The organism is Planococcus sp. ISL-110 (assembly GCF_018613575.1).
In the GTDB taxonomy this organism is placed as follows: Bacteria; Bacillota; Bacilli; order Bacillales_A; family Planococcaceae; genus Planococcus.
This window is the reverse complement of the sequence record NZ_JAGGPX010000013.1, coordinates 31,379-57,150: the sequence shown is the minus strand read 5'-3', so window position 1 is coordinate 57,150 and position 25,772 is coordinate 31,379. Positions and strand designations below refer to the sequence as shown.

The 25,772-nt window shown below is 46.9% G+C and carries 34 protein-coding genes; 4 read left to right on the top strand and 30 right to left on the bottom strand.

Annotation, left to right across the window (positions count from 1 at the left end):
- Positions 1-20: 20 nt before the first annotated feature.
- A complete protein-coding gene (locus tag J7I83_RS18200; RefSeq protein WP_251047561.1) occupies positions 21-290 on the bottom strand; it encodes an alcohol dehydrogenase catalytic domain-containing protein in 270 nt (89 codons plus the stop codon).
- Between the two features lie 522 nt (positions 291-812).
- Complete coding sequence (locus tag J7I83_RS09290; protein ID WP_215100427.1) at positions 813-1,556, bottom strand: Fic family protein; 744 nt, start codon at positions 1,554-1,556, stop codon at positions 813-815.
- 358 nt (positions 1,557-1,914) lie between these two features.
- Here J7I83_RS09290 and J7I83_RS09285 point away from each other — a divergent pair, with 358 nt between their 5' ends.
- Positions 1,915-2,061 (top strand): hypothetical protein, encoded by a 147-nt coding sequence (locus J7I83_RS09285; RefSeq protein WP_215100426.1) that lies wholly within the window; start codon positions 1,915-1,917, stop codon positions 2,059-2,061.
- Here the strand turns inward: J7I83_RS09285 and J7I83_RS09280 are convergent.
- Together J7I83_RS09280 and J7I83_RS09275 are read right to left on the bottom strand one after the other, a co-directional pair.
- A complete protein-coding gene (locus J7I83_RS09280) occupies positions 2,056-2,613 on the bottom strand; it encodes a carbonic anhydrase (RefSeq protein ID WP_215100425.1) in 558 nt (185 codons plus the stop codon). The genes J7I83_RS09285 and J7I83_RS09280 overlap by 6 nt on opposite strands.
- Positions 2,610-4,289 carry a SulP family inorganic anion transporter gene (locus J7I83_RS09275; protein WP_215100424.1) on the bottom strand — a complete coding sequence of 560 codons (1,680 nt, stop codon included), beginning with the start codon at positions 4,287-4,289 and terminating at the stop codon, positions 2,610-2,612. Before J7I83_RS09275 ends, J7I83_RS09280 begins: the two co-directional genes overlap by 4 nt.
- A 35-nt stretch (positions 4,290-4,324) precedes the next feature.
- On the opposite strand from J7I83_RS09275, the gene J7I83_RS09270 reads away from it, so the two are divergent.
- On the top strand, positions 4,325-4,492 hold the full coding sequence (locus tag J7I83_RS09270; protein WP_215100423.1) for a hypothetical protein: 168 nt from the start codon (positions 4,325-4,327) through the stop codon (positions 4,490-4,492).
- Here the strand turns inward: J7I83_RS09270 and J7I83_RS09265 are convergent.
- The 25 genes from J7I83_RS09265 to J7I83_RS09145 all read right to left on the bottom strand — a co-directional run bounded on the left by J7I83_RS09265 (position 4,489) and on the right by J7I83_RS09145 (position 22,647).
- Entirely contained in the window at positions 4,489-4,716 is a 228-nt protein-coding gene (locus tag J7I83_RS09265; protein ID WP_215100422.1) for a sulfurtransferase TusA family protein, read from the bottom strand. The two genes, J7I83_RS09270 and J7I83_RS09265, sit on opposite strands and share 4 nt — an antisense overlap.
- Before the next feature lie 335 nt (positions 4,717-5,051).
- On the bottom strand, positions 5,052-6,179 hold the full coding sequence (locus tag J7I83_RS09260) for an MBL fold metallo-hydrolase (protein ID WP_215100421.1): 1,128 nt from the start codon (positions 6,177-6,179) through the stop codon (positions 5,052-5,054).
- A 48-nt stretch (positions 6,180-6,227) separates the two neighbouring features.
- Positions 6,228-6,623, bottom strand: a complete 396-nt coding sequence (locus tag J7I83_RS09255) for a DsrE/DsrF/DrsH-like family protein (RefSeq protein ID WP_215100420.1) — start codon at positions 6,621-6,623, stop codon at positions 6,228-6,230.
- A gap of 42 nt (positions 6,624-6,665) precedes the next feature.
- Positions 6,666-7,235, bottom strand: a complete 570-nt coding sequence (locus J7I83_RS09250) for a sulfurtransferase TusA family protein (RefSeq protein WP_215100419.1) — start codon at positions 7,233-7,235, stop codon at positions 6,666-6,668.
- A 58-nt stretch (positions 7,236-7,293) separates the two neighbouring features.
- On the bottom strand, positions 7,294-7,590 hold the full coding sequence (locus tag J7I83_RS09245) for a rhodanese-like domain-containing protein (protein ID WP_215100418.1): 297 nt from the start codon (positions 7,588-7,590) through the stop codon (positions 7,294-7,296).
- An 18-nt stretch (positions 7,591-7,608) separates the two neighbouring features.
- On the bottom strand, positions 7,609-7,974 hold the full coding sequence (locus J7I83_RS09240) for a rhodanese-like domain-containing protein (RefSeq protein ID WP_215100417.1): 366 nt from the start codon (positions 7,972-7,974) through the stop codon (positions 7,609-7,611).
- A gap of 27 nt (positions 7,975-8,001) precedes the next feature.
- Positions 8,002-8,481, bottom strand: coding sequence for a DsrE/DsrF/DrsH-like family protein (locus tag J7I83_RS09235; RefSeq protein WP_215100416.1), 480 nt, complete (start codon positions 8,479-8,481; stop codon positions 8,002-8,004).
- A gap of 153 nt (positions 8,482-8,634) precedes the next feature.
- On the bottom strand, positions 8,635-8,895 hold the full coding sequence (locus tag J7I83_RS09230; RefSeq protein ID WP_215100480.1) for a metal-sensitive transcriptional regulator: 261 nt from the start codon (positions 8,893-8,895) through the stop codon (positions 8,635-8,637).
- 166 nt (positions 8,896-9,061) lie between these two features.
- Positions 9,062-10,180 carry an MBL fold metallo-hydrolase gene (locus J7I83_RS09225; RefSeq protein WP_215100415.1) on the bottom strand — a complete coding sequence of 373 codons (1,119 nt, stop codon included), beginning with the start codon at positions 10,178-10,180 and terminating at the stop codon, positions 9,062-9,064.
- 78 nt (positions 10,181-10,258) lie between these two features.
- Complete coding sequence (locus J7I83_RS09220) at positions 10,259-10,642, bottom strand: DUF302 domain-containing protein (protein ID WP_215100414.1); 384 nt, start codon at positions 10,640-10,642, stop codon at positions 10,259-10,261.
- Positions 10,643-10,840: 198 nt separating this feature from the next.
- Positions 10,841-11,410, bottom strand: coding sequence for a class I SAM-dependent methyltransferase (locus J7I83_RS09215; RefSeq protein WP_215100413.1), 570 nt, complete (start codon positions 11,408-11,410; stop codon positions 10,841-10,843).
- A 434-nt stretch (positions 11,411-11,844) separates the two neighbouring features.
- A complete protein-coding gene (locus tag J7I83_RS09210; protein WP_215100412.1) occupies positions 11,845-13,062 on the bottom strand; it encodes a Bcr/CflA family efflux MFS transporter in 1,218 nt (405 codons plus the stop codon).
- 133 nt (positions 13,063-13,195) lie between these two features.
- Positions 13,196-13,495, bottom strand: coding sequence for a hypothetical protein (locus J7I83_RS09205; RefSeq protein WP_215100411.1), 300 nt, complete (start codon positions 13,493-13,495; stop codon positions 13,196-13,198).
- A gap of 9 nt (positions 13,496-13,504) precedes the next feature.
- On the bottom strand, positions 13,505-13,912 hold the full coding sequence (locus J7I83_RS09200; RefSeq protein WP_215100410.1) for an SMP-30/gluconolactonase/LRE family protein: 408 nt from the start codon (positions 13,910-13,912) through the stop codon (positions 13,505-13,507).
- A gap of 255 nt (positions 13,913-14,167) precedes the next feature.
- The gene (locus J7I83_RS09195; protein ID WP_353048251.1) at positions 14,168-14,398 is read right to left on the bottom strand and encodes a dihydrofolate reductase family protein; all 231 of its coding nucleotides are present in this window, start codon (positions 14,396-14,398) and stop codon (positions 14,168-14,170) included.
- Between the two features lie 6 nt (positions 14,399-14,404).
- On the bottom strand, positions 14,405-14,719 hold the full coding sequence (locus J7I83_RS09190; protein WP_215100408.1) for a dihydrofolate reductase family protein: 315 nt from the start codon (positions 14,717-14,719) through the stop codon (positions 14,405-14,407).
- A gap of 437 nt (positions 14,720-15,156) precedes the next feature.
- Complete coding sequence (locus J7I83_RS09185; protein WP_215100407.1) at positions 15,157-15,474, bottom strand: kanamycin nucleotidyltransferase C-terminal domain-containing protein; 318 nt, start codon at positions 15,472-15,474, stop codon at positions 15,157-15,159.
- A gap of 48 nt (positions 15,475-15,522) precedes the next feature.
- Positions 15,523-15,771: a hypothetical protein gene (locus tag J7I83_RS09180; protein ID WP_215100406.1), complete on the bottom strand. Its 249-nt coding sequence runs from the start codon at positions 15,769-15,771 to the stop codon at positions 15,523-15,525.
- Positions 15,772-15,841: 70 nt separating this feature from the next.
- Positions 15,842-17,434 carry a long-chain-fatty-acid--CoA ligase gene (locus J7I83_RS09175; RefSeq protein ID WP_215100405.1) on the bottom strand — a complete coding sequence of 531 codons (1,593 nt, stop codon included), beginning with the start codon at positions 17,432-17,434 and terminating at the stop codon, positions 15,842-15,844.
- Positions 17,435-17,584: 150 nt separating this feature from the next.
- Positions 17,585-19,180, bottom strand: coding sequence for a long-chain-fatty-acid--CoA ligase (locus J7I83_RS09170; RefSeq protein WP_215100404.1), 1,596 nt, complete (start codon positions 19,178-19,180; stop codon positions 17,585-17,587).
- Positions 19,181-19,351: 171 nt separating this feature from the next.
- Positions 19,352-19,624: an iron-sulfur cluster assembly accessory protein gene (locus J7I83_RS09165; protein ID WP_215100403.1), complete on the bottom strand. Its 273-nt coding sequence runs from the start codon at positions 19,622-19,624 to the stop codon at positions 19,352-19,354.
- Between the two features lie 14 nt (positions 19,625-19,638).
- A complete protein-coding gene (arsA, locus tag J7I83_RS09160; RefSeq protein ID WP_215100402.1) occupies positions 19,639-21,411 on the bottom strand; it encodes an arsenical pump-driving ATPase in 1,773 nt (590 codons plus the stop codon).
- On the bottom strand, positions 21,408-21,785 hold the full coding sequence (arsD, locus tag J7I83_RS09155) for an arsenite efflux transporter metallochaperone ArsD (RefSeq protein ID WP_215100401.1): 378 nt from the start codon (positions 21,783-21,785) through the stop codon (positions 21,408-21,410). Before arsD ends, arsA begins: the two co-directional genes overlap by 4 nt.
- 26 nt (positions 21,786-21,811) lie before the next feature.
- Positions 21,812-22,231: an arsenate reductase (thioredoxin) gene (arsC, locus tag J7I83_RS09150; RefSeq protein ID WP_215100400.1), complete on the bottom strand. Its 420-nt coding sequence runs from the start codon at positions 22,229-22,231 to the stop codon at positions 21,812-21,814.
- Between the two features lie 68 nt (positions 22,232-22,299).
- Entirely contained in the window at positions 22,300-22,647 is a 348-nt protein-coding gene (locus J7I83_RS09145; RefSeq protein ID WP_215100399.1) for an ArsR/SmtB family transcription factor, read from the bottom strand.
- Between the two features lie 172 nt (positions 22,648-22,819).
- Between J7I83_RS09145 and J7I83_RS09140 the strand changes: the two genes are divergently transcribed.
- Both J7I83_RS09140 and J7I83_RS09135 read left to right on the top strand, forming a co-directional pair.
- Positions 22,820-23,200 (top strand): ArsR/SmtB family transcription factor, encoded by a 381-nt coding sequence (locus tag J7I83_RS09140; RefSeq protein ID WP_215100398.1) that lies wholly within the window; start codon positions 22,820-22,822, stop codon positions 23,198-23,200.
- A gap of 15 nt (positions 23,201-23,215) precedes the next feature.
- Entirely contained in the window at positions 23,216-24,505 is a 1,290-nt protein-coding gene (locus tag J7I83_RS09135) for an NAD(P)-binding domain-containing protein (protein ID WP_215100397.1), read from the top strand.
- Positions 24,506-24,693: 188 nt separating this feature from the next.
- On the opposite strand, the gene J7I83_RS09130 is transcribed toward J7I83_RS09135, so the two are convergent.
- Positions 24,694-25,770, bottom strand: a complete 1,077-nt coding sequence (locus tag J7I83_RS09130; RefSeq protein WP_215100396.1) for an ABC transporter ATP-binding protein — start codon at positions 25,768-25,770, stop codon at positions 24,694-24,696.
- Between the last annotated feature and the right edge of the window lie 2 nt (positions 25,771-25,772).

The window sequence follows — 25,772 nt, the reverse complement described above, 5'->3', positions numbered from 1 at the left end:
ATACCTCCAGCCGTTCAGCATTAAACGTCAGGACAGGAAAAAGAGACCGTCGCCGCCTGCGGCAATGAAGCTCTTGGGCTTAGATGGAATCGTTCCGGCAGTCTCGGTAAAACCGTTCCTCCTACTTTAAACTTGGTTGCTTGTGCTCCTACTTTTTCAATAACACCCGCAAATTCGTGTCCCATGATAAGGGATGCTACTTGACCAGTTAGTTGGTCTTCTTTTTCAGTAGGGACAAATACCGGTCTTTCTTGATGCTCATGCAAATCACTGCCACAAAACCAGCCCATACTTGATCTTCGTCAAGAATTGAAAATAGATTGAGAAATTCTTATTTCCTGAAAAAATAGAATGATCTCACGAAAAATATCGATTAAAGTGGCAGGAAATAAAAAAACAAGAGCGGGAAGAATTTTCTTCCCGCTCTTGTTTCGATTCAGCAAAATGCATACTTCAGCCTACTTGAATATTCATCACTTCTTATTCATAGCAATTGTTTGCTTGTATCCGGTCAGTCTAAAAAAGGCAAGGCGGAAATTTCATTGGTGTCGACAAGCGCGCCGGGAGCCACAAGCAACCCTTCCAAACCCACCAGCACCAACGGAATCCATGCATAATGCTGCACAATCACTTCTATTGCCGTAGTCCTACTTCTTAAAACCAACCAGTAAAGTTTTAGAAGTATTGTAGGCCACTTAATAGAGAAGGACTATTTTCTTCTTAAAATTTAATTGTTCGCAAAATGTAATTTAAGCGAACATATAGAGGTGGAAAGTACTTTTCCTAGAAAATGAGTAAGTTAAATCTTACTTTTATAAAACCGCTTTTAAATACGTGGATAAGCTTTCTTCCACGCATTGGGCAATCAACTCAACGAAAGGCTGCGTATTCCCTTGTATGCTCGCTGTTTCCAACGTTTCATAATACGTTAAGCGCTGAATGTTTTCCGCTTTGACGATAGCAGGAGGGAAGCCATGACCCATTAAGATCAAATTCATTAACAATCTCGCGGTTCGGCCATTGCCATCTGCGAATGGGTGAATATAAACGAACTTAAAATGAAACAATGCGGCCAGCTCCACCGGATGCATTTGGTTCTTTTCTTGGTCATACCAGGCGAAAAGCTCTTGCATTTCATTTGCCACCTGCAGAAAATGCGGCGGTTCATGCTGGCTACCGGAGATCCGTACGTTGATGGAGCGATAAGTACCTGCATTTTCATCGTCGATGTTCTTTAAAATCAAGTGATGAATCGTTTTTAACGTTCGCTCATCCAACGGTTCAGTTTGAGTGACCTGCTCCTCAATAAAGCTGATAGCTTCAGCATGATTAATAACTTCGAAATGTTCCTGCAGCCGCTTGCCGCCAATAGTTAAGCCATCTTCCATGACGACTTTGGTTTCAATCAGCGATAAGGTATTTCCTTCGATGGCATTCGAGTTATACGTCCATTCGACACGATACACGTCGCGCAGGTTCTTCACCGCGGCAGCCGGAAGAGGTCTGTGTTGATCTAATTGGTTTTTTAATTCGTCGACACGATTAAATGGGTTCACTATGTAACACCTGCTTCCAGAGAATTAAAGGAATGATTGCTTAATTTCAGTAGATTTTGTGATAATTACCTTGATACTCTTTATTTTATCATATGCCTACTCTATTTGTTCGTTAAATTAGTATTTTGCGAACATATACAATTCAGAAGGCGATGAGCATAGTACTTTTGTCTTTGACCAATTTAAAGTCAATAAAATAGAAGAATTGTCAATGATTCATCACCTATTTTTAATGGCCGTTCCTAAAATCAACAACGTTAAAATCCACTGGCGGTATTTCGTGTTCATTTTCTGATCTAGCGGCGATGATCCTTGCCACAATCTTGATTGCTCCAGGACCATAAAGAATTGATCCGCAATGATCATACGCATTGGGATTTTCAGTACTACAAGCATAATTGGCACAAAAGAAAAACGTGCATTGGGGCTTGGACTGAACGAAAAAAACCAGCCGCTTTCTCTTCGCAAAGAAAAAGGACTGATTTCTGAAAATAAGATCTTATAAAGGATAAATTTGCTCCAATTCTCCGGTTTCCACATGAAAAATGCAGCCCGATACCTCAACACCTTCTCCAAGTTGTTGATATACCGGATGCTTGAGCAATTTCTCCACTTGGCTAAGAACATTCAACTTGGCCAGTTCATTGAGACTCGGTTCTGCCTCACCCCTATTTTCCGGCAAACTCCCCCGTATATGGCCAAGCCATTTTTGCAACTCAGGATCTTCGTTTCCTTCCCAAGCCGCTTTGACGCCGCCGCAGCCAGTATGTCCTTTAACGACAAGCTTTTTGACGTTTAAATGCTTGATCGCATAAAACAGACTGGCAGAGAAGCTTTCGTCTTCCGCTACTACCTGGTTTGCGATATTGCGGTGGACGAACATATGCCCAAGCGGCATCTGCATAATGATGGACGGGCTGACGCGCGAATCGCTGCAGGACAACAAAAAATATTCAGGCGTCTGCCCTTTTTGCAGTTCATCAAAATAATCCGGATTGTGTTCTTTGATCTTTTGGATAAATTCCTCGTTCTGCTTTTTCAGCGCGAAGCTCTTCATGGCCGCCCCTCCTTTTGATTGATGGAATTCAGGGCGTCGTCAACGTTCAAGTAATGGATTCTGTCACCATACTTGCTCTCCCAATCCGCCTTGTTCAGCACATCCAGAACCGTATTCTTAATTCCGGCAAAGATGATTTCCACGTTTCCGGAATGACATTGTTCCATCAGTCCTTCCAGGGCGTGAACGGCTACGGCATCGATTGAATTGATGCTTGAAAAATCAAAGACTACCCATTTCGTCTCGGGTTTTTCCGCGACTCTTGAACATAATTGATCTTCCAAAAACGTCATATTGGCGAAGTACAAGGATGCATCTACACGGAAAATCAAGATTTCCGGATCAGTTTCTGCTTCCGGGTATCGCTTCGTATTGCGGAACACTTTCTGTTCCGGCAAATAGCCGAGTTCCGCTACATGTGGATAAGCGCTGCGGCGAATGAACACCACGAGAGAAAATATAGCCCCTACGATGATGCCCTGCTCGATTCCGATCAATAATGTTGCAAGGAACGTCAGCATCCATGTCCAGCCGTCCACTTTATTGACTTTGAAGAGGTATTTCGCTTCCTTCACATCAATGAGGCTGTAAACTGCCACCATAATGATTGCTGCAAGTACAGCGAGCGGCAGATAGTAGAACACCCCTGTAAAGAACAGCAAGGTCAAGATGATGAGGAATGCCGTAATGAGCGTTGCAAGCGGTGTTTTCGCCCCTGCCTGATAGTTGACAGCAGAACGTGAGAATCCTCCTGTTACAGGATAGCCTGCGAAAAACGAACCGCCGACATTGGCGAGACCAAGCCCGACCAATTCACGGTTTGGATCGATTTTGTATTTTTCTTTCGCTGCAATCGCCTTAGCCATCGCAATCGATTCCATATAACCGATAAATGAAATTGTCAAAGCGATCGGCAGCAAAGCAATCAGTGCATCCAGCTGAAATGCCGGCATCGACAAAGATGGCAAGCCTGATGGCACTTCACCGACAATTTTCACACCTTGCGCCTGCAAGTCGAAGAAATAGACGGCCAATATGCTGAATACAACAACCACCAGCGGTCCCGGAATTTTCTTAACATATTTCTTCATCACGATCAGCAAAAGAATGCTTCCGAGTCCGATGGCAAGTGTCACCGGATTGATTTCCGCTGCTCTTTGAACCGTTTCCGAGAGGATTAAAAAGATATTTTTTTCAGCTTCCAGGCTGACGCCAATCAATTGCTTCAACTGGCTTAAGCCGATGATAATCGCCGCAGCGGAGGTAAATCCGCTTATGACTGCATGGGACAGGAAATTCACAATAAAGCCCAATTTAAATACCCCTAATAAAAACTGAATGGTACCAACCATCAGCATGAGCAATAACACGAGTGATATATATTCATCTGTTCCGGGTTCCGCTAATAGCGAGACCCCTGCAAGCACAAGCAAAGAAACCATCGCAACCGGTCCGACAGCAAGTTGCCTCGATGTGCCGAACAAGGCATAAATAATCAGTGGCACGGTCGAGGCATAAAGCCCTATCACCGGCGGCAAGCCGGCGAGCATCGCGTAGGCCATCCCTTGTGGAATAAGCATAATAGCTACAATCAAACCCGCATTTAGGTCACCGCTCAAGTCTGACTTCTTATAGCTGCCCATCCACTCCAGAGCCGGAATCCATTTTTTCAACAAAACTGTTTCCCCCTTTTGAACAAGCGGCGTTCAGAATGCAAGATTATACAGTTACAGACATTCGCAAAAAAACGCCAACGCCCATTGTGCAGGAGGAAAACGCTATTGCTGCTCCCGCCATCCCATTACCTTGCTTTCTCAACCGTTGTGATAATAAAAAAGTAAAAAGAAAAGGACATCAGACGATGCCCTTCACTCTTTAGCCCTTTTGAATCCAGAACTTCAGCACGTCGCCTTCTTCTTGTGAATCCAACAGCTCATGGCCGCCTGATTTTGCCCAGGCAGTCAGGTCAGCTTTCGCCCCTTTATCGGTAGCAAGAATCTGCAATACCTGGCCAGAAACCAGTTCTTTCATTTCTTTACGTGTTTTTACGATTGGCATTGGACAAGCCAAGCCTTTTGCGTCTAGTATTTTATCTGCGTTCATCAAAATCTCTCCTTTGGGTTTGTGTAGTTTGATTGAGCTAATAATAGATATTCCGCAAAACAGCTCCGCTTTCCTGGGGGCTTGCGTCGAGCTAACTCAGCCTATTCGCCCGAATGGGTCTCGCCACTTCGTCGAAACGTAGTTGGAAAGCCAACTCCGTTTCTGCTCCCCGTGGAGTCTTCGCTGTTTTGCTCCATATCTCTAATGATTTCTCTCAGCACCGGCGCGCCTCAGGAACAGGTGAAACAATAAGACGAGTGGTTTTTTCGGCTTATTGTGAAAGCCTTGTCCAAAGCGCCGAAGCGATCTTTATAGTACTTTTTTATTTTAACTAATTACCGTACCGCGCAGCGGTTTGGTCCAATTTCCATTTCACGCTGAACTTCGTTGTCAGGTGTGATTTTCCCCATATTAACCTGGCGGATATCCTGATAAGCATTTGGCTGCGGTGGTAAGTTCTTCGTCACCATGTCGCGGAATTCCTGCTCATCTTCAATATTTAATCCGTGGTTCTCTTTGAAAAGGTCGCCCAATTTTTTCGAGACGCTACCGTCCGCGTTTAGCTCTTCTATAATCATGAAGTGAGCTGGAAGAACGATAAGGTCATCCGCTAATTCTTTATAGCGGCTGTAAAGGGATTCCCGCAAGTCGCCTACCCAGTCGTCAGCAAGACCGGCAAGGTCCGGGCGTCCGATGGAATCGATGAACAGAATGTCACCTGTCATCAAATATTGGTCGTCAACGATAAATGATGTTGAGCCGATTGTGTGCCCTGGTGAGTACAGCGCTTCGATTTCAATCTTCGCACCGCCAAGTTCCACTTCAAGTCCATGAATAAGTTCCGTGTAATCGAAGACCACGTCTTCTGCATCAGCCGGCGGCAAGTAATACGTTGCGCCTGTTGCTTCAGCGATGTGGCGTCCTCCGGAAATGTGGTCGGCGTGCAAATGCGTGTCAAAGATATGCTTGATCGTTGCACCTTTTTCCTGCGCGAAATCCAAGAAGACATCCGTCATGCGTGTTGCATCGATAATAGCGGCTTCACCGTCGGAGATTGCCATATAAGACAGGCAACCTTTGCCGATACGGACGAATTGGTATAATTCCCCGCCATTTTTCAAATCGCCGACCTTCACTGGTTCCAGGTGTTCGCTCCACGCTTTCATGCCGCCTTCAAGATACGCCGAATCGACGCCTTCTTCAGCCAACATTTCCGCTACCATGACAGAAGATCCCTCTTTCGCACAGACGACCAGGATGTCTCTGTCTTTCGGAAGTTCTGAAGCCACTTCTTCGACTCCGTCCAATAAATCAAAATATGGTGTGTTCAAATATTGGATGTTGCCACCTTCGATTTTCCAATCGGCGAATGCGTCGCCGTTACGTACATCAAGGATAAACAATGGCTCATTATCAATTACTTTTCTTGCTACTTGTTTTGCTGTCATTGCTTTTACAGTCATATTCCAATACCTCCACAAGGTTATTTTTTTCGATAAATTTTGTTCAGATTAGAATGTTAATGTAACGTCCGCGTCTTTTGCAAACTCGAGGAATGTTACCGCTCCGCCAACATCAATGCCGTCGACGAAAGCTTCTTTTTCGAGACCGAATAAGTCCATCGTCATTTGGCAGCCGATAAATTTAACGCCAAGTTCCTGTGCCATTTCAACCAATTCCGGAATAGCTGGTACATTTCCTTTTTTAAATCCTTCGGCAACCGCTTCCTTGCCTTCTGGAAGCGCCAATTGTCCATATGCTTCTTTGTTGATGAGATTCAATCCTTCGAATGTAAAGAAGATTGCCACCTCGTGATCGCTTGCCGCTGCTGCAGTTGCGATATTGTATACTTTATAAGCATCGAATTGAGTTCCGTTTGATGCGATGATTGCTGTTTTTCCTGCCATTTAAGAATTCCTCCATTATAGTAAAAATTATTGTGCTGCTCTTTATGCTTTGCTTTGTTCAGTCGAGCCGTCCCATTGGGTCATGCCCTCTACGGCATTTTTCACGCGGCCGAAACCTTTTTCGACCAATTGTTTTGCAGCAAAATCACTGCGGTTGCCGGTGCGGCAGATAACGAATACTTCTTTGTCTATATCCAGTTCCTGTGTGCGGTTTTCCAGTTCACCAAGCGGAATGGAAACTGCTCCCTCGATGTGGCCGAATGCGTATTCTGCAGGTTCGCGTACATCCAGTACGACAACATCGTCACGGCCCAGCTGTTCCTGCAATTCAGCGTTTGTCAAAGTATGCGGGAAAGAGACTTCCTCTTTTGCTTCCGACTGGTCTGCCTTGCGCAAATAATGTTTCAGGACATCGCCTTCTTCAAACGTTCCAAGGTATTGGTTGCCGCTGCTTTTAGCCCACGCTTTAAGATCAGCGAGCGAGCCTTTATCTGTTGCCTGCACTTCGATGACCTGGCCCGGTTGGAGCTCATTCATCGCTTTTTTCGTGCGTACGATCGGCATTGGGCATGCCATTCCTATAGCATCTAGTACTTTATCTGTTTGTATCATTAAAATTCCTCCTAATTACCCTCAGGGGTATATTTTTATTTAAAAAATTTTTTTCGGCTTATTTAGTAGGACCGTCCCAGTCCATCATGCCGCCATCCATATTGATTACGTTGTAACCCTGATTTTCAAGAATGTTTGTGGCCATTCCGCTGCGGCTGCCTGAACGGCATACCATAATGTGTTCCTTGGATTTGTCGATGTCCTGCAAACGGAACTCCAGAAGACCAAGAGGGATATTGACGGCACCAGGAATTTTCCCAGCCTTCACTTCTTCTGTTTCCCTCACATCAATGATTGAAACATCCTTGTTATTAGCCATGTATTCTTTTACTTCCTGAGTTGTCATGCGATTCATCGATTTTCCTCCTTCGGATTAAGGGCGGTAGCTTCCCATGCCGCCCCTTACATTGATCACTTGATCGAATCCTTTTTTCTTCAGGATTCCAGCTGCCTTGCTGCTTCTCATGCCGCTTTGGCAAATTACGTACGTTTCTTTGTTGGTGTCGAGTTCACCTGTACGACCAGGCAGTTCATTCAATGGAATGTTCTTGAATTCTTTGATGCGGTTCCCTTTGTATTCAGCTGGCGTCCGGACATCGATGAATTGCTTGCCTTTTTTCTTGAGCTCGGGCTTCAATTCATCTGTCGAAACGGATTTCACACCTTTTGCCCCTGATATGGCGCGGTAACCGATAAAGACGATCACAGCTCCGATTAAAATCATTAACCAAGTATCCATGGTTTCCCTCTTTTCCGTTTCATCCTATTAGATGAACAAGTTTACGTTGCCATTTTCAGCATCCGCCAGATAAGCGGCTACACCACCGTAAGTTACTTCTTCCAGCAATTCTTCCTGTTTCAGTCCAAGAAGGTCCATCGTCATTGTGCACGCCACAAGGTCGATTTCCTGTTCCTGCGCCATTTCGATAAGCTGCGGCATTGTCATCGCATTATGCTTTTTGATGACCTGTTTGATCATCTTCGGTCCCATGCCGGCCATATGCATGTTGGATAAGCCGAGTTTGTCTGCGCCACGTGGCATCATCTTGGCAAACTGCTTTTCGATGAAATTTTTCTTCACTTCCGGCGGATTTTCTTTTCGGAGTGCGTTCAATCCCCAGAATGTGTGGAAGATCGTCACCTTATGATCATAAGCTGCTGCGCCGTTCGCAATAATGTAAGCGGCCATCACCTTGTCATAATCTCCACTGAATAATACGATGTTTGTTGATTTTGTCTGTTCCATTTGTTTGTTTCCCCCTGTCAGTATACCCCTACGGGTATAAAAAAGTCAAAATAAAAAATCACCGGCTTGAATGATAAAGAAACTAAAATACCTATAGGGGTATACTACCATCCGAAAGGAAACCCCGTCAACCCCTAAGTTTGGCGAATCTTCCTATCTGCTTTTAACGAGCAGGCTTACTGCGTCTTTTACAAACTGATCTGTGCTTTCACCTTTGTCGATGCTGTTGCGCACACATTGTTCGAGGTTTTCGCTGACGATCACGCCAATCGCGCGGTCAACTGCACTTCGGACAGCGGACAATTGCATCACGACATCCTGGCAATCCTCGTTGTTCTCGACCATGCGCAGCACACCTTTCAGCTGCCCTTCAATTCTTTTCAATCTATTTTGGACTTGTTTATCGTATTCCATCATTTTCTTGCCTCCCTGTTAATATAAATATCAATAAGATAATGCTAATTATATACCCCTCAGGGTATGAATTCAAGTAATTGGCTTGGCAATAAAAAAACGGATAATCCGCTTGCCATAGCCCATTCTAGGACTGTAGCCGTCAAGGATTATCCGTTCTTTCTATTTAAACAGCGCAGTTATTCGGCCCTGTCTCCATTTCTTTCGCTTCATCAACGGGCGGATTGATTTTGCCCATATTGGTTTGCCGTATCTCTTCATAGGCATTCGGCTGGTCCTTCAATCCCTGTGTCACCCGCTTGATGAATTGGGCTTCGTCCTGAATCTGCAGGCCTTCATTTTTTTCATAAAGGACAGACAGTTTTTCCGAGACGCTGCCGTCTTCATTCATCTCACTGACCTCGGCGTAATGTGCCGGCAGGACGAGCAAGTCACCCGCCAGTTCCTTGTAGCGTCGATAAAGGGTTTCGTACAGATCTTCCGCCCAGTCTTCCGCTTTGCCCGCGAGATCGGGCCGTCCGATGGATTCGACAAACAGTATATCGCCGGTCAATAAATACTTTTGGCCGACCACAAAAGTCGTGCTGCCAATCGTATGTCCCGGGGAGTAAACCGCTTCGACTGTCGTGCTGCCAACTTCGAGTTTCAGCCCATCGGTAGCCGGCTCGAAACCGAAAACGACTCTGTCCGCATCCTCTGGCGGAAGGTAATACGTTGCACCGGCTGCGTCCGCCAACTTTTTGCCCCCTGAAATATGATCGGCATGCAGATGCGTGTCGATAACATATTTAATCTTGATGCCTTTTTCTTTTGCGAATTTTTCATAATTTTCCGTCACGCGGCTCGCGTCGACAACTGCAGCTTCCCCATCCGATTCAATCAGATAGGACAGGCAGCCCTTGCCCAGCCGGACAAATTGATAAATCGCGCCGCCCTCTACTTCCCCGATTTTAACCGGTTCAAGCTGTTCACTCCAGGCAGCCATTCCGCCTTCAATGGAATAGACATTGCCGAAACCGTTTTCCTGCAGGTAGGCAGCGGCTTTTTGTGAGTCGTTCCCTTTTCCGCAAATCGTATACAGCGGCTGGTCTTTCGGCAACTTCTTCAGCTCCGCTGAATCGGAATCGCTTAGCTCCTTGAAGGGGATATTGATCAAATTGACATTATCCCCTTCAATATGCCAGTCTTCCGACGCTTCCTTGGTACGGACATCCAAAATATGCACCGGTTCCCGGCGGAACACCTCATCTGCGACATCTTTTGCTGCTACAAATTTTACAGTCATACAATATTCCTCCTATTGTAATAGCGTATTATTACCGCATGGGGTATACAACAAATCAAAAAAATATTTCCTTGTGAATTAAACCGTCTTATCGATGCAACCGATCAAGCGCTCTTCGATATCCATTGCGATTTCCTTGACCGAATCTTGTTGGACCATCTCGATCAATGCGCTCGGTTTCGGCATTCCGATCTTGGTCACCCCATCTTGTTCATAAACGACAATTTTGCACGGCAGGAAATAACCGACGAGCAGGTCTTCCGAAAGGACGCGGTTCGCCTCCTGCGGGTTACAAACTTCGAGTATCGTGTAAGGTGTGTCAAAATCAGTGCCTTTTTCCTGGAGCTTTGCAGTCAGATCGAAATTCCAAAGAACGCCGAACTTTTCTTCTTTTAAATTTTCTTCAAGCTTCTGAACAGCTTCATCTCTGCTTTTTGATGTTTCTACTGTGTAATTAAACATGTTGGTGCTCCTTTCTTTTTGTAAGCTCTTTCTTTTGATGGAATTCCCTCATTTTTTCGAACAAAACCTCTTTTTAATATCTCGTTCTTTAAAACTTCTCAGTAACAATAAATACAAGAAACGCGATTCCTACCAGGAACGCAATTCGTTGAGACGGTCATAACGACTTCCATAAGAGTTTCATAAATTCTCCCTTCTTTAATAAGGCTTCGCAACGACGGCATAATGAATGTTGTTCAAGTGGATTACTTCTGAACGGAAACCGTTCTTCTCCAGCAGCTTTACCATTTCCTGTGACGAGATTTTATCTTCCAATGGAGGACCGATTTCTGTCGGGACCTCTTCCCATTCAATTAAAAGGAATGTGCCACCTGATTTCAAAATCCTTCTTGCTTCACTGAGGGCCTTTATCATATCAGGGACTTCATGAATGACGAACGCAGCCATCACCTTATCCACTGCTTTATCTTCCAAAGCAATGTTTTCCAAGTCACTTTGGATATAGTGAATATTCTCAATCGATTCTTTCTCTGCGGTTTGTTTCAACATTGATAGCATTTTGGGTTCAATATCGACCGCATAAACCGGGTATATCATTCTTTTAGCAATCGGAATGGTGAAGTACCCATTTCCGGCACCCAAATCGGCTACAACATCCTTCTCATCTAACGCTAAATAATGCATTATCTTTTCCACAGGCAGTAATGTTTGACGTTCCTTGCTGACTAAAACATCTGCTTTGCCTGGATCAAATCTCTTATGATACATATTATCGCTCCTTCCTGTCACTTAAACACCCATAGGGGTATAATTATAAATAAGCATACTGCTAAAACTGTTGACAAACAATAGATTTGTTTTAAAGGAAAATGGACGGAACTATAAATAATAGGAATGTATCCAATCTTCTGCGCTTCCCAAAAGCCCTTTTCTTTAAAAAGAAATTTCAAATTTATCCAACAAAAAACGCACAAGAATAAGCTTCTTTTGTACTAGAGTGATCTAATAAATGAGACTAGGAAAAAACACCCCCAACTTCGTATGTAGACACTAACGGCTAAATGGAGATGTTTTTCTCTAGGGGTTCAATAAAGGGATCGACAAAACAATTAATACAATAAAAAACAAGAGCGGGAAGAACTTTCTTCCCGCTCTTGTTTTTTATTCAGCAAAATGCATAAATACGCTCACTTGAATATTCATCACTTTTTATGCATAATAATTGTTTGCTTGTGTCCGGTCAGTCCGAAGAAGGCAAGCATGCCCAGCACGGACGTGCCGAACAGAATTGCGCCCATCGGAACAGCTGATGTTTCATTGATGCCGACAAGCGGTGATACGAGAGCCCCAATGACCAACGGCAGCATACCGACCACCGCACTGGCACTTCCTGCCCGGTGTTTCTGGCCTCTCATGGCCAGGGTGAACGAACTGGTGAAGATCATCCCAATTGCAATCATGTAGATGAAAATAGACGTCACCAGCGAAGCGAGTGGCCCTTCAATAATGGTCATGACCAACAGCCCGAACGTGGCACTGGCCGCGACGACTACCGCTCCCTGAAGCAGGCGATGCTCAGAAACGATGCCGCCGAACTTGCCGATGATAAAGCTTCCAATGATCATCGCGATGCCATTGATGCCAAACAGCACACTGAAGGTTTGCGGCGAAACGCCGTAAATTTCCTGATAAACGAACGGCGTCCCGGCGACATAAGCGAAACTGCCGCCGTGGACCAAGCCGACGACCAGGGCGTAACCGATGAAGGGGCGCGCCTTAAGCAGGCTCCCCATCGTCCGAATAGAGTGTCCGATTGAACTTGGCATGCGGTCTTCCGGCGGTAAGGTCTCCGGCAGCCGAAAAATGACGACGATCACCATGATGACACCAAGCAGGCCGAGGAAATAAAAGATGGTTTCCCATCCAGCAAATGGCAGAGCGAGAATGCCGCCACCAGCCAGCGGCGCGGCCATCGGGGCGACGGCGTTGATGACCATGAGCAACGCGAAGAACTTCGTCATTTCACGGCCGGTAAAAACGTCACTGACTACTGCTCTGGATAGAACTACACCGCCAGAAGCGGTAAATCCTTGCAGAAACCGTGCGGCAATCAGCATTTCGATATTCGGGGCCACCGCGCAGAGCACAGACGACAGCGTAAACAAGATGACCGAAATAATCAAGGGTTTACGCCTGCCGACCGCATCACTGAATGGTCCGACAACAATTTGCCCCGCAGCGAGTCCGATTAGGCAGGCCGTTAAACTGAGCTGAACCAGGGAGACATGTGCATCCAGTTCGTCTGCGATTGCCGGAAAAGCCGGCAAATACATATCGATATTCAGCGGAGCGAGTATGCCCAGCATGCTGAGGATCAAGGCCAGGCCGAGCCGTTTTTTTCCTGTGGGATTCTGCAACATTTCAAGATAACACCTTTCATTTCTAGATAAATCCCTATTAACTATACAATATTCTGGTGAAAGGTGTAATGCTCTTATGGAAAGAAATCCCTTTCAAAGCAGATTTTATTCACCCATTTTCGTTTACAGCCGCTCAGCAGCTGGCTGAACTATTCCTATTTCCGTCAGGCATTAATTCCACCGCCAGCAGTGCCTGTTCTTCAATACTGGCGAAATACAGCATGCCGCGGGACTCTGCCACTCCTGTTACGGCATGATAATCAATCGTCGAACTCTGCAGATCCAGCAGGCAGTTTCCCTGCTCATCGAAAAGCATGGCCCAAGCCGTTTTAGCACCTTTTGGCTGCAGGCGTTCAGGTACCCGCCACAGCAGCTTGCGCAAGAACGCAGGCGCCGTGCCCAGCCGATCAAGTAAAGGATTGCGGTTAGTCATCACGGCCACCTAGAACTTGCCGTCTTGCAGGCGGGTGATATTGTCTGGAAACCCCGGCAGATTAGCGGCCAGGAATTCCCGCTTCCCGGCATTGGTTCCTCGTATCCATATTCGGTTGAGCCGGTAGCCGTCTGTTTCAGCAAAGATCACGGCCTGTTCATCACTCGACAGTGTAAGGCCGTTGGCAAAATGCAAACCTTCCAGAACCACTTCGACGCGCCCACCTGGATCACGCCTGAATAACCGCCCTGAAGGCCTGTCTTCCATCAATGCGCCTGTATACTGCTCAAAGTCATAGCGGTTGCTGGATTCCGTGAACCAAATCGTCCCATCCGTCGCGGCTGCGGCATTGGAACAAAAACGGAGCGGGACCCCGTCCACATACTGAACCAGCGTTTCAATCGCCCTCGTCTCCATATTCAACCCCATCGATTCGCGGTTCGCGAAAGGTCTGGGTGTCTATTCCGGGGATTAGTGGCCATTGTCCAAGAACGTTCCGTTCAAAATGGTGCTGGCGGTATTCTAAAACCCCTCTGGTTCGCGCTGCTTTTTGGGCATGGGAACTGCGCCAATTTTTCCTCGCATGCTACGTCACATCCATTTCTGCTGAGAAGACAAGCGTATGGGTGAATACATATATTCACGATAGATTGAATTACCAACGATAGCCTGCTATCGTTGCTGAAGGACTTTATACCAGATTTCTACTTGTTTGTCGGTTTCAAACACCCTGCTTTTTTTCAGATAAATTTCACGTTCTTCCAGGTGCTCAAAAAAGCGAACCCCTTTGCCAAGCAGCACAGGGGCAAAGGCGATCTGCAATTCATCTGCCAAATTGGCCCGAAGCAGCTGCTGGCAGACATTTGCGCCCAACACCAAAACATCTTTGCCGTTGGCGGCGATTTTCGCCTAGCGGATCGCCTCTTCGATGCCTTCAGTTATAAAGGTAATCGTTAATTTATCGTTTTCTTTCGGATGTTTAGCTGGAGGAGTATGCGTTAATACAAATAGCGGCAATTGGAATTCATAGTGATCGGCATAGCCATCCGTATCTTCGGCCATCTCAAAGCTGTTGCGTCCCATAACAACAGCTCCAGTGTTTTTATCAGCTTCATGAGTGGTAGCGTGTGGTTTGTAGCTTTCGTATAAGCTTCTGATTTTACCGTCGCGATCGTTGACAAATCCATCAAGTGAAACAATCATGCCGAAATACACTTTTGCCATAGTGATCTCTCCTTGTCGGTTTCTTGAATAAAGTGCAGTACCTCTATAAGCAAAGAACAATCATTATAAAAGCAGACGTTTTCCCGTCTACAACCGATTTAATATAGGCAAAATTGGCAGCTTCTCGTGGCGTAGGACTTTAAAAAAAGCAAGATAAATTCGTGATTCATCCGAAAAAATACGAAAAATCCCTCCTTGGTCTTTTCCATCTTTATATCGTACTTATTTAAATTCATAACAGCAACTCCAACTATTGTTTTTATTCGTTGTTTCCCCTCACAAAATTCTTTTCTTGTTTTCGCTATGCAGCTGTCTTGCTCCTCCCTTATATCTGCAAAAAAGTGAAAAGGTTCTTAAAATAGCGCTATTCCCTGTTTTTTTTTGTTGTTGACGGTTTTGATTTTTAATGATAATCCTTAAGTAGATTGTTACATTGGTTATAAAATCGTTTTATTCAAACCGGGCCACAGGTCTTCACAAAGGTTATAGATTTTTTCTTTGCCATGCAGTTGCCCTTCAACAATTGCATGCATCAATTCTTTGTATCTAGAAGGAACAGACTTCATTTCACTTGATTCTTCAAACGCTCGGGCTCTCGTACTATAGTATTTTTTATTCGCCAGCGCAATCAATTTTGCCGTTTGCCACAGCAAGTCATTAGCCCCAGTCGGTAAATAATTCAAGTTGCCAGCGCGGTAGTTGTTTCTTATTTTTACAATGGTTTCGTAAGGTTCCCATACCATGAATTCTTTCATAACATGCGCTCTAGATGCATTTAATGATTCATATGGCAGATTTTTGACTTACTCAAAAAAATTGAAGGGATTATAAACCGTTTGGATATGAATAAACGAACCGGCTTTTATGGCCCAGGAATCACCGATTTCTTTCGCCTTCTTTACAAATGCACCTTTTTCATTCAAGCTGATTTCGATTTTAAATTTGCCATAGATAAATTCGGGGTTCTCTAAATAAATCGGCTCTTTTGTAATAACATGCAACTCAATGTCTGAATAGGGTTCATCTTTTCCGAAAGCATCTGAAGAGTTCATTCTTCCAAAAAAACCCGTCCGTAAATGCGGTGAGGCATTTGCGGACGGGTTTTTTATTCATTCAAACATGTCAATTCACTTTCTTCGGCCCGCTCCAGTACATTTCGCGCAAACGGAATTTCTGCAGTTTGCCTGTAGCCGTTTTCGGAAGCGCCTCAACGAATTCAACCGACTTTGGTGCCTTGAAATGTGCCATATTGTCTCGGGTATAGGTGATGATTTCCTGTTCGGTGACAGTCGCTCCCGGTTGCAGGACGATGACGGCTTTTGGCACTTCTCCCCATTTCTCGTCTGGAACCGCAATGACTGCGACTTCCATGATATCGGGATGCTTGTACAGGACCCCTTCAATCTCAGTAGAGGAAATGTTTTCCCCTCCGGAAATGATCATGTCCTTGATGCGGTCCTGGATTTCAATATAGCCGTCCGGATGGGTCACGGCCAAGTCCCCGGTATAGAACCAGCCATCTTTGATCGCTTCTGCCGTTTTTTCTGGATCTTTGTAATAGCCGCTCATCACGACATTGCCTCGGGTGATGATTTCGCCCAATTCTTTGCCGTTCCATTCGACTTCTTTGCCGTCTTCCTGGTTGACGACTTTGGTTTCGCCGTTAAACGCCAGCTCAATTCCCTGTCGCGCTTTGATAGTCGCTTGTTCATCCGGTGTTTTGTCGTCAAACTCTTTTTTCCATTCGTTGTAAAGAATGAATGGAGAAGTTTCCGTCAACCCGTAAACATGCATCATATTCAAACCAAGCAGTTTCTGCGCTTTGCCGATCAATGCGGCAGCAGGGGGAGCGCCGGCAGTTCCCATTCGCGGATTGGTGGTGATTTTGATGGTTTTCGCTTTGGGTTCATTGACCAGCATATTGACGACGGTCGGTGCCCCGCACAACACCGAGATTTTATGTGTTTCAAACAGCTCGAGTATGAGTGCCGGATCCACTTTCCGAAGGCAGACATGGGTGCCACCGGCTGCCGTGATCGCCCATACGCCGCCCCAGCCATTGGCATGGAACATCGGCAAAGTATGCAAGTAAACGTCATCGTGCACCACTTTCAGGTGGTAGAGGAAATTGGCTGCATTGAGGTAATTGCTGCGATGCGTCAGCATGACGCCTTTTGGATTTGAGGTGGTGCCGCTCGTGTAGTTCAGCGTCAACATCTGATTTTCATCGATTCTGACCTCAGGAAGCATAAACCCACTGTCTACAAGAATGAAATCCTCGTAGGTAACACCTTTGATTTTTGACTCATGGCCATCCACTTCCACCACGATGAATTTCTCAATCGGCAGTTTGTCCTGAATGTCCTCGATCAGTTTGCCGAACTCCGCATCGACGATCAAGGTTTTGGCATCGCTGTGGTTGATGATGTATTCCAGGTCTTTGGCCGCTAGTCGGTAATTGAGCGGCACCATGACTGCACCGATCTGGGTGATTCCATAAAAGCATTCCAGCATATAATGCGTATTCGGCAACATGACTGCGACATGTTCACCCTCCTGAATGCCCGAATTCTGCAAAGCAAAAGCCAATCGGTCTGTCCGATCTCCGAATTGCTTGTATGTAAACGTCTTCTCTTCATCGATGACGGCCACTTTTTCCGGATAGTACTTGATGGCCCTGCGTTTCCAATCGAGTGGTGTTAATGGTGCAATCATACTTCTCGTTCCCCTTTCGAATTATATCTAGTAAGACTTGTCTACTTTAGTATAAGAATGTATTTACTTGCTATTAATTAAGCTTTCTGAATAGAATGCATTTTAAAATGGCACAAAGGCGAAGACTTCTCCTCGGCTTTGTGCCAATCATCAATTCACTTTTTTGCCGCTGCCCCAGTACATTTCCCGCAATTGGAATTTCTGCAGTTTGCCGGTCGCCGTTTTTGGCAAAGATTCTACAAAATCCACTGATTTCGGTACTTTAAAGCGGGACATGTTTTCGCGTGTATAATCCAGAATTTCCCGTTCGGTCACTTCTGCGCCTTTGTGCAAGACGATGATGGCCTTCGGCACTTCTCCCCATTTTTCGTCTGGAACCGCAATGACAGCAACCTCGGCAATAGCCGGATGCTTGTACAGGACCCCTTCAATTTCAGTCGAGGAAATGTTCTCGCCGCCGGAAATGATCATGTCCTTGATGCGGTCCTGGATCTCGATAAATCCATCTGGATGGGTCACAGCCAAATCTCCTGTATAAAACCAGCCGTCACGGATGGCTTCGGCGGTTTTTTCAGGATCTTTGTAATAACCCGCCATGACGACATTGCCGCGCGTAACGATCTCACCAAGCTCTTTTCCATTCCAGGCGACTTCTTTACCGTCTTCCTGGTTGACGACTTTGGTTTCGCCGTTGAATGCCAGCTCAATTCCCTGCCGTGCTTTGATGGATGCCTGCTGATCCGGATCCAATTCATTGAATTCATTTTTCCATTCGCAATAAAGGATGAACGGGGAGGTTTCAGTTAAGCCGTAAACATGCATCATATTCAAACCTAGAATGCTTTGCGCTTTGGCGATCAATGCCGCTGCAGGCGGTGCTCCTGCCGTCCCCATCCGAATTTTCTGCGTCAATTCGATTTCTTTGGCTTTTGGTTCATTGACCAGCATATTGACGACGGTTGGCGCGCCGCATAGGGCCGTAATGCCGTGACTCTCAAAAAGGTCCAAAATCAGCGGCGGATCAACTTTTCGCAGGCAAACGTGGGTTGCGCCTGCAGCGGTGATGGCCCAGACCCCACCCCAGCCGTTTGTATGGAACATCGGCAGTGTGTGCAGGTAGACGTCATCGTATTTGATCTCCAAATGATGCAGAAAATTCGCTGCATTCATATAGTTTGTTCGATGGGTCTGCATCACGCCTTTTGGGCTTGACGTCGTACCGCTAGTATAGTTCAGTGACAGCATTTGGTTTTCATCGAGCTCTGGCGCTGGGACTTTTTCGTTTTCCGGTACAGCGCCGATAAAGTCTTCGTAATCCTCACCTTTGATGGCCGACTCGCAGCCTTCCACAGGCACGATGATGTATTTTTCAATCGGCAGCTCGTCCTGGATGTCTTCGATCAATTTGCCGAACTCGGCATCGACAATCAGCATTTTGGCGTCGCTGTGCTTCAGGATATACGCCAGGTCTTTAGTCGACAGGCGGTAATTGAGCGGGACGATGACCGCTCCGAGCGGCGGGATGCCATAAAAGCATTCCAGCATCGCATGATTATTCGGCAGCATGACCGCCACATGGTCCTTTTCCGTGATGCCGGCGTTGTGTAACGCGATAGAGAGCCGGTCTACCCGGTTTCCAAACTCTTTGTATGTAAATTTTTTGTGTCCGTCAATGACCGCAATTTTCTCCGGATAATATTTGACAGCGCGGCGCTTCCAATCGAGTGGTGTTAATGTTGCCAGCATAGTATGACCCCTTTCGTCTAACGAGTGCTTAACTGTTATACATCAAGTATAGGTAGTGCCCTTAACTGTGTCAATACAGTTTTCGGAATCGATTGACAATTCAGGCAGACCTAGAAAAAACCGGCAGCTCCTTTAACGAGCTGCCGGTTTTTTGTGGTTTGTTTTATGCGATCAGCAATTGCTTTCCGGAAGGCCTTCCAGTACCAGGCCGCCATTTTTAAAATCGAGCGACACTTCGTCCACCATCGTGCTGACGCGTTCATCAAGCGCTACACGGATGCCGTTGACTTCTTTGATGACGTCGCCTTGTTCCGGTGCATCCATCGACAGGCCGAATTGCGGTCCGCAGCATCCCTGCCCCGCGAAATAAAAGCGGATGCCCTCTGCCGTATTTTCTTTCATCGATTCCAAAAGCATTTCTTTTGCCGGTTGTGTGATATTCATTGAAAATCCCCCTTTTATTTTGTAACGAGTTGCTTCATTTTATCATAGCCGATGCTATCCTGTGCCTGCCACGGAATTAAGGCCGTCCGCTCACCCAATTCTCCGCTGACTTTACGGATCCATGGCCATTCGCTGTATGCTTTTGCCTGCAGGAGCGCTTCGGTCGTTCCGGTACCTGCAAGGCTTTGATTGATGACCCAGTTTTTCGCCTGGATCCCCGCGCGTTTCAAGTCTTCCTGCAGGCGCGCCGCTTCAAAAACAGGCGTCGCTTCCGGCAGTGTGACAAGCAGGACATCGGTTTCCTTCGGGTTGCGCAGACGCGGCAACAGGTTTTGGACACTTTCCGGAATTTCACCGGTCGAGCGTTCCAATTCCTTGTGGTAGGTTTGCGTCGCATCCAACAGCAATAAGGTATGGCCAGTCGGCGCGGTATCGATGATGACGATTTCCTTGTCCGCCTTGGCGACCACTTCCGCAAATGCACGGAACACCGCAATTTCTTCGGTACACGGTGAACGAAGATCTTCTTCCAGGTACGCGCGGGCTTCGTCATCTAAAGGCCCGGCAGCTTCCATAACTTGCGCTTTGTAAGCTTCAACTTGCAGCTGTGGATCGATTCGTGAAACGGTTAGATGGTCTCCACCGGTTCCTTCAAAACGGTCTGCCAGATGCGCCGCTGGATCGGTCGTCGTCAAATGCACGTGGTGGCCTTTTTCAGCCAAACCGACAGCGAGCAGCGACGCAACGGTTGTTTTGCCGACGCCGCCTTTACCCATCGTCAAAATGACGCGTGTACCCTGCGTTGAATAATGGTCAACCAGGTCCTTCAGGCTATCCAGTCCAGCGAGCGGATGATCCGCAATTTTCGCTGAAGCGGGACGCCATTCCGGTTCATTGAATAGGCGCCGCAAATTTTCAATCCCCGTCAATGGAAATGCGACGAACGGCAGGCTGTAGGATGGCAAGCTCTTCAGATGGGCAGGCATCCCTTTTAAAGCCTGCTCGTGCTGAAGGGCAAATGCCCCAGACACCTGGTCTTCGTTTTGAACCGGTGAATAAACACCATTCAAGATCAACACCTGATTTTCAATGCCGATGGTTTGGAGTTCCTGAGACGCGCGGGCGGCTTCTTTAAAAGAAGCGGTATCCGGACGCGCCACTAACACCAGCGTTGTCTGCTTGGAATCGGACAACGCCTGTACCGTTTTGGCGTAAAGATCCTTTTTGGCATCGAGTCCTGCAAGCGGTCCAAGACAGGACGCGCCGTGTGTGGAATCGTCCAGAAAGCCGCTCCAGGCAGTCGGCAGCTTCAACAAGCGTAAGGTATGGCCAGTCGGCGCCGTATCAAAGAGGATATGGTCGTAATCGTCCATGACCCGTTCATCCGCCAGTAACTTGGTGAATTCATCAAATGCGGCAATTTCAACCGTGCAGGCGCCGGACAACTGTTCTTCCATCCCTTTGACGACGGCATCCGGCAATTTTCCGCGGTACGGTCCGACAACCGAATCCCGGTAAGTGCGTGCCGCTTCTTCCGGATCCAGGTTGCAGGCAAACAGGTTTTGGATGCCGCTAATGGCTTGCGGTTCGTTGGTCAATTCCATGCTGAAGACGTCCTGCAGGTTGGATGCGGGATCTGTACTGACCAGCAGCACCCGCTTGCCGGAGTCTGCTAAAGCCACGGCTGTCGCAGACGCAGTCGACGTCTTGCCGACGCCTCCTTTGCCCGTGAAAAAGAGGAACGGTGTGCCGCTGACATCGGCTGGGTCGAACGTCCGGCCCTTCATTTTGCACCGGGAGATGAAATTGTGACGTTTAGCGGGTTGTTGGGCTGTTTAACCGCCTGCAATTCAGCTGCCTCTACCTTGAACCATTCAGCGAATTCCTGGACCGTCGGGTACTCACCCATTTTGGCCACTTCGCCATCGACCAGGATCACCGGCAATGCCTCGACGCCTTTATCGAACAATAACGCGTTGACTTGTTTATTTTCCACAAAAGCGGCAGGATCGGTTCCTAAATTAAAGCGTTTGATGTCAAAACCTTTTTTCTCAAGCGAAAAAACAGCGGCTGCTACTGCGGTCAGCTTCGGATCCACTACAGGCCCGCAAACTCCAGTATCGCAGCACATGGCTGGGTCGTATATCGTCACTTTTGTCATAATCCATTCTCCTTTAACGTTCAGTTTCAGTTTCCGGTTTTGGCGAAGGTTTCGATGCGCGTGCCGATTGCATCGCGGACCGTCTGGAACACTGTCCATTTTTCTTCATCTGTCCCCTGCGCTTTCGCTGGGTCTTCAAAGCCCCAATGTTCGCGCCTGATGTGAGGCGGTGTCACCGGGCATTTATCTGCAGCGTCGCCGCAAAGCGTAACGATGAAATCCGCGTTGTTCAGCAAGTCCAGGTCGATGATGTCCGAAGACTGACCAGAGATATCAATGTCGACTTCGTGCATGGCTTTCACCGCATTCGGATTTAATCCGTGGGCTTCGATTCCGGCACTGTAGACATCCCATTCGCCTGCTAAATGCTGTTTTGCCCAGCCCTCAGCCATTTGGCTGCGGCAGGAATTTCCGGTACATAAAAAATAGATGGTTTTTTTCGACAAGGTGCATTCTCCTTCAGAGCAGTTTTATCACAGCTTATGGTCGTTCTTTATTCAATCATACGTATTTTTTAACAGCAGACCACTGGTGCTTCTTTGGCACGCAAGGCCTGAAGCTGTGGATCTGTGTCTTCAATATGGCTTAAAATATTTTGCAGCAACGGTGCATGAACAGATTCCTGATTCATGGAATAAAATCGCCATTGCCCTCTTCTGTTTTCCTTTACGAGTCCCGCTTGCTTAAGCTTGCGCAGATGCTGGCTGATGGCCGGCTGGCTCATATCAAACATCTCGACAAATTGGCAGACGCATAATTCATTCGTCTCCACCAATTTCATCATCAGCAGGCGGGTTGGATCGCTGACTGCCTTCAGGCATACCGTGACGTCAGCTGCAGATTGTTTTGCTAAAGTCTCCATTGGGATCCACTCCTTCGCACCTAGTATATAACTGTTCCGTTATATAAGTCAATCGTTATAATAAGGCTTTATTTTAAATCAATTTTTTTTGATTTAAGGGTTGCCAGACAGCAGATGAAGGATTATACTTAATTCATCAAAAAAAATTGATTTAGAGAAAGCAGGGGTTGGAATGGCTCAACAGCTGGAAGCAACAGCAGCAGTCCACGCAACTTATGAAACTTACGCTCAAAAATTCAAAGCATTAGCCGATCCAAAACGGTTGGAGTTATTAAAATTGATTGGCCAAAAAGGTTCGGTCTGTGTCTGCGAGCTGGTCGGCGAAATGGCGATGCCTCAATCGAAACTGTCATACCACCTGAAAATCCTGTTGAACGCCGGCCTTCTAACAAAAAAAACCAAAGGCACCTGGAGTTACTATGCCTTAGAAGACGCTGAAATAGCACGGCTATTGCCTGAGGAGCTGGGCCATCTGATCGCCCATACTGACACACAGCAGCCTGATGTGAATACATGTGAAACGTCAATACTTAAAGAAAATCTTATACTATAGAAGGAGTGCATGAAAATGACCACCACTTTACCCGTAGCCATCATCGGCGGAGGGCCAGCAGGACTGGCAGCTGCCGCCAATTTGGCTCAGTACCAACAGCCATTTGTTTTATTCGAATCAGGTCCAACGCTCGGCACCCACTTTCTTCAGTACGGCCATGTCCGTTTGTTTTCCACTTGGCGCTACAATATCGATGCAGCATCCAAAAAACTATTCGAGCAGCACGGATTGGCACTGCCCGATCCGGACCGGCTGCCTTATGGCAAGGAAATTGTGGAACATTACCTGCAGCCGCTGGGGCAACTGCCAGAGTTAAAGCCGTTTATTCACTTGAACAGCCGTGTCATTCATTTGCAGCGGCAAGGGTTGGATAAAATGAAGACCGCGAACCGCGAGGAAACGCCATTCGAACTGGTTGTTGAAAATGGAACAGGAACACGCCAAATCGTACTGGCCCGAGCAGTCATCGATGCAACCGGTACCTGGCAAAATCCCAATCCAATGGTATCAGGCGGTGCACCTGATGCTGCAGCTAAACTAGTGGATTACGGCATTCCAGCAATTCTCGGAGCCGACCAAAAGCACTTTCAAAACAAGCGCATCGCCGTAGTTGGCAGCGGCCATTCTGCCTTGAATTCGCTGCTCGATCTTGTCGGGCTGAAAGAAGAATTTCCAGAAACACAAATTACGTGGATTGTCCGCAAAGCATCACCGGAACAGGCATTGGGCGGCGGTGACGCTGACCAGTTGCCAGCGCGCGGAGCACTCGGACAACGAGTCAAAGCATTGATGGAAAGCGGGCAAATTGATGTCCAAACTTCATGCATTGTCCAGTCCGTCAGCTTGGACAATGAACAGCTTGTATTGAGGGCTGAACAAAGCGGCCATCAAATTACGCTTGGTCCATTTGACCGGGCAATCGCCAATACCGGTTCCCGCCCAAGTTTTGGGATCCTGCGTGAGATCCGTTATGCCTTTGACCCGGCACTTGAAAGTGTTCCGGCGCTGGCGCCGCTCATTGATCCAAACGTCCACAGCTGCGGCACTGTGCGCCCACACGGCGAGCGGGAACTGCGGCAGCCGGAAAAAGACTTCTATATAATAGGGGCCAAAAGTTACGGACGCGCGCCCACTTTTTTGATGGCAACGGGCTTTGAACAAGCGCGTTCGGTTGTCGCTCACCTATCAGGTGACCAAGAAGCGGCAGAGCGCGTAGAACTGGATCTGCCGGAAACCGGTGTTTGCAGCAGCCGGCCACTTGCCTTTACGATTGGCGGAGCAACGGCAGGAAGCAGTTGCTGTTAGAATCCAGGCCAGATTTAGTCATTTCCACCAAAATGAATAAGTTATTCATTTTCGGATAGCACCTTATTGAAATTAAATGAATGAATGAATGAATAAATTATTATTCATTATTGATAACGAAAAATAAATATGTGATTAAAATAGAAAAAGACCTGTGCCATGTAAGGTGAGCACAGGTCTTTTTCTATTCATTCGACTATTAACCAGATATCTTTCAACTTCACCAATAAGTCAATTTTTTGTCCAGGTACCATTTCTTCAGCTTGTTGGCTGGCAATACTGCAATCCAGTTTGTTACTCCCGACTTTGACCTTGACTGAATAAAATCCATGGTTGAACCTCATTTGCTGGATCACTCCGCTGACTTGAATAGAATCAGGATGCAATGCAGCTGCCTTTGTTACGGGCTGCAGCGCCTCTGGACGAAGAATTAACAAGCATGGACCTGTCTGAATGGTGTCTTCCACCAAAAACTCAAAATTCTGGTCGCTGGAAGAAAAACGCCCATCAGCGACTGTTCCTTTGATGATGTTTTTCAATCCTAAAAATAAAGCGACTTTCGCACTCACCGGCTGCTCGTATAACTTTTTTGCTTTTCCGACCTGCAGCAAAGTGCCTTCACTCATCACACCGATCCGGTCCGACAAATAAAATGCCTCTTCTCGGTCATGGGTAACAAACAGTACCGTGACACGAAATTCCTTCTGAATCCGGCTAAGCAGCTCCCTCATTTCTTCACGCAGGCTCGGATCCAAGGCGCTGAACGGTTCATCCATCAGCAACACACGCGGATTGGCAACCAACGCTCTCGCCAATGCCACACGCTGCTGCTGGCCACCGCTCAATTCATCCGGAAACCGGCTGCCGTATCCACCGAGGCCGACATGCTCAAGCATGCCGTGTGCATCAGCCAATCGCTGTTTTTTGCTGATTTTTTGCATTTTTAAACCGAATGCGACATTGTCTTCCACGGTCATATGCGGAAACAGCAGGGATTGCTGAAACACCATGGCAAATCTCCGGTCTTCCGGGGCGACAGCCGTTAAATTATCGTCTCCAACCCAAATTTCGCCATTGTCTGCAGGTAACAGCCCCGCCACTAGTTTCAGCAGCGTCGTCTTGCCGCAGCCGGAAGGGCCAAGCAAGGAGAAAAATTCACCTTGCTTAATAGTCAGCCGAACCGGCTGCAAGGAAAAGGCCGGTTCGCTTTTCTGCTGCGTTTGTGGGTATTGCTTCTCAATGTTGATGATGCGCAAATCGCTCATGT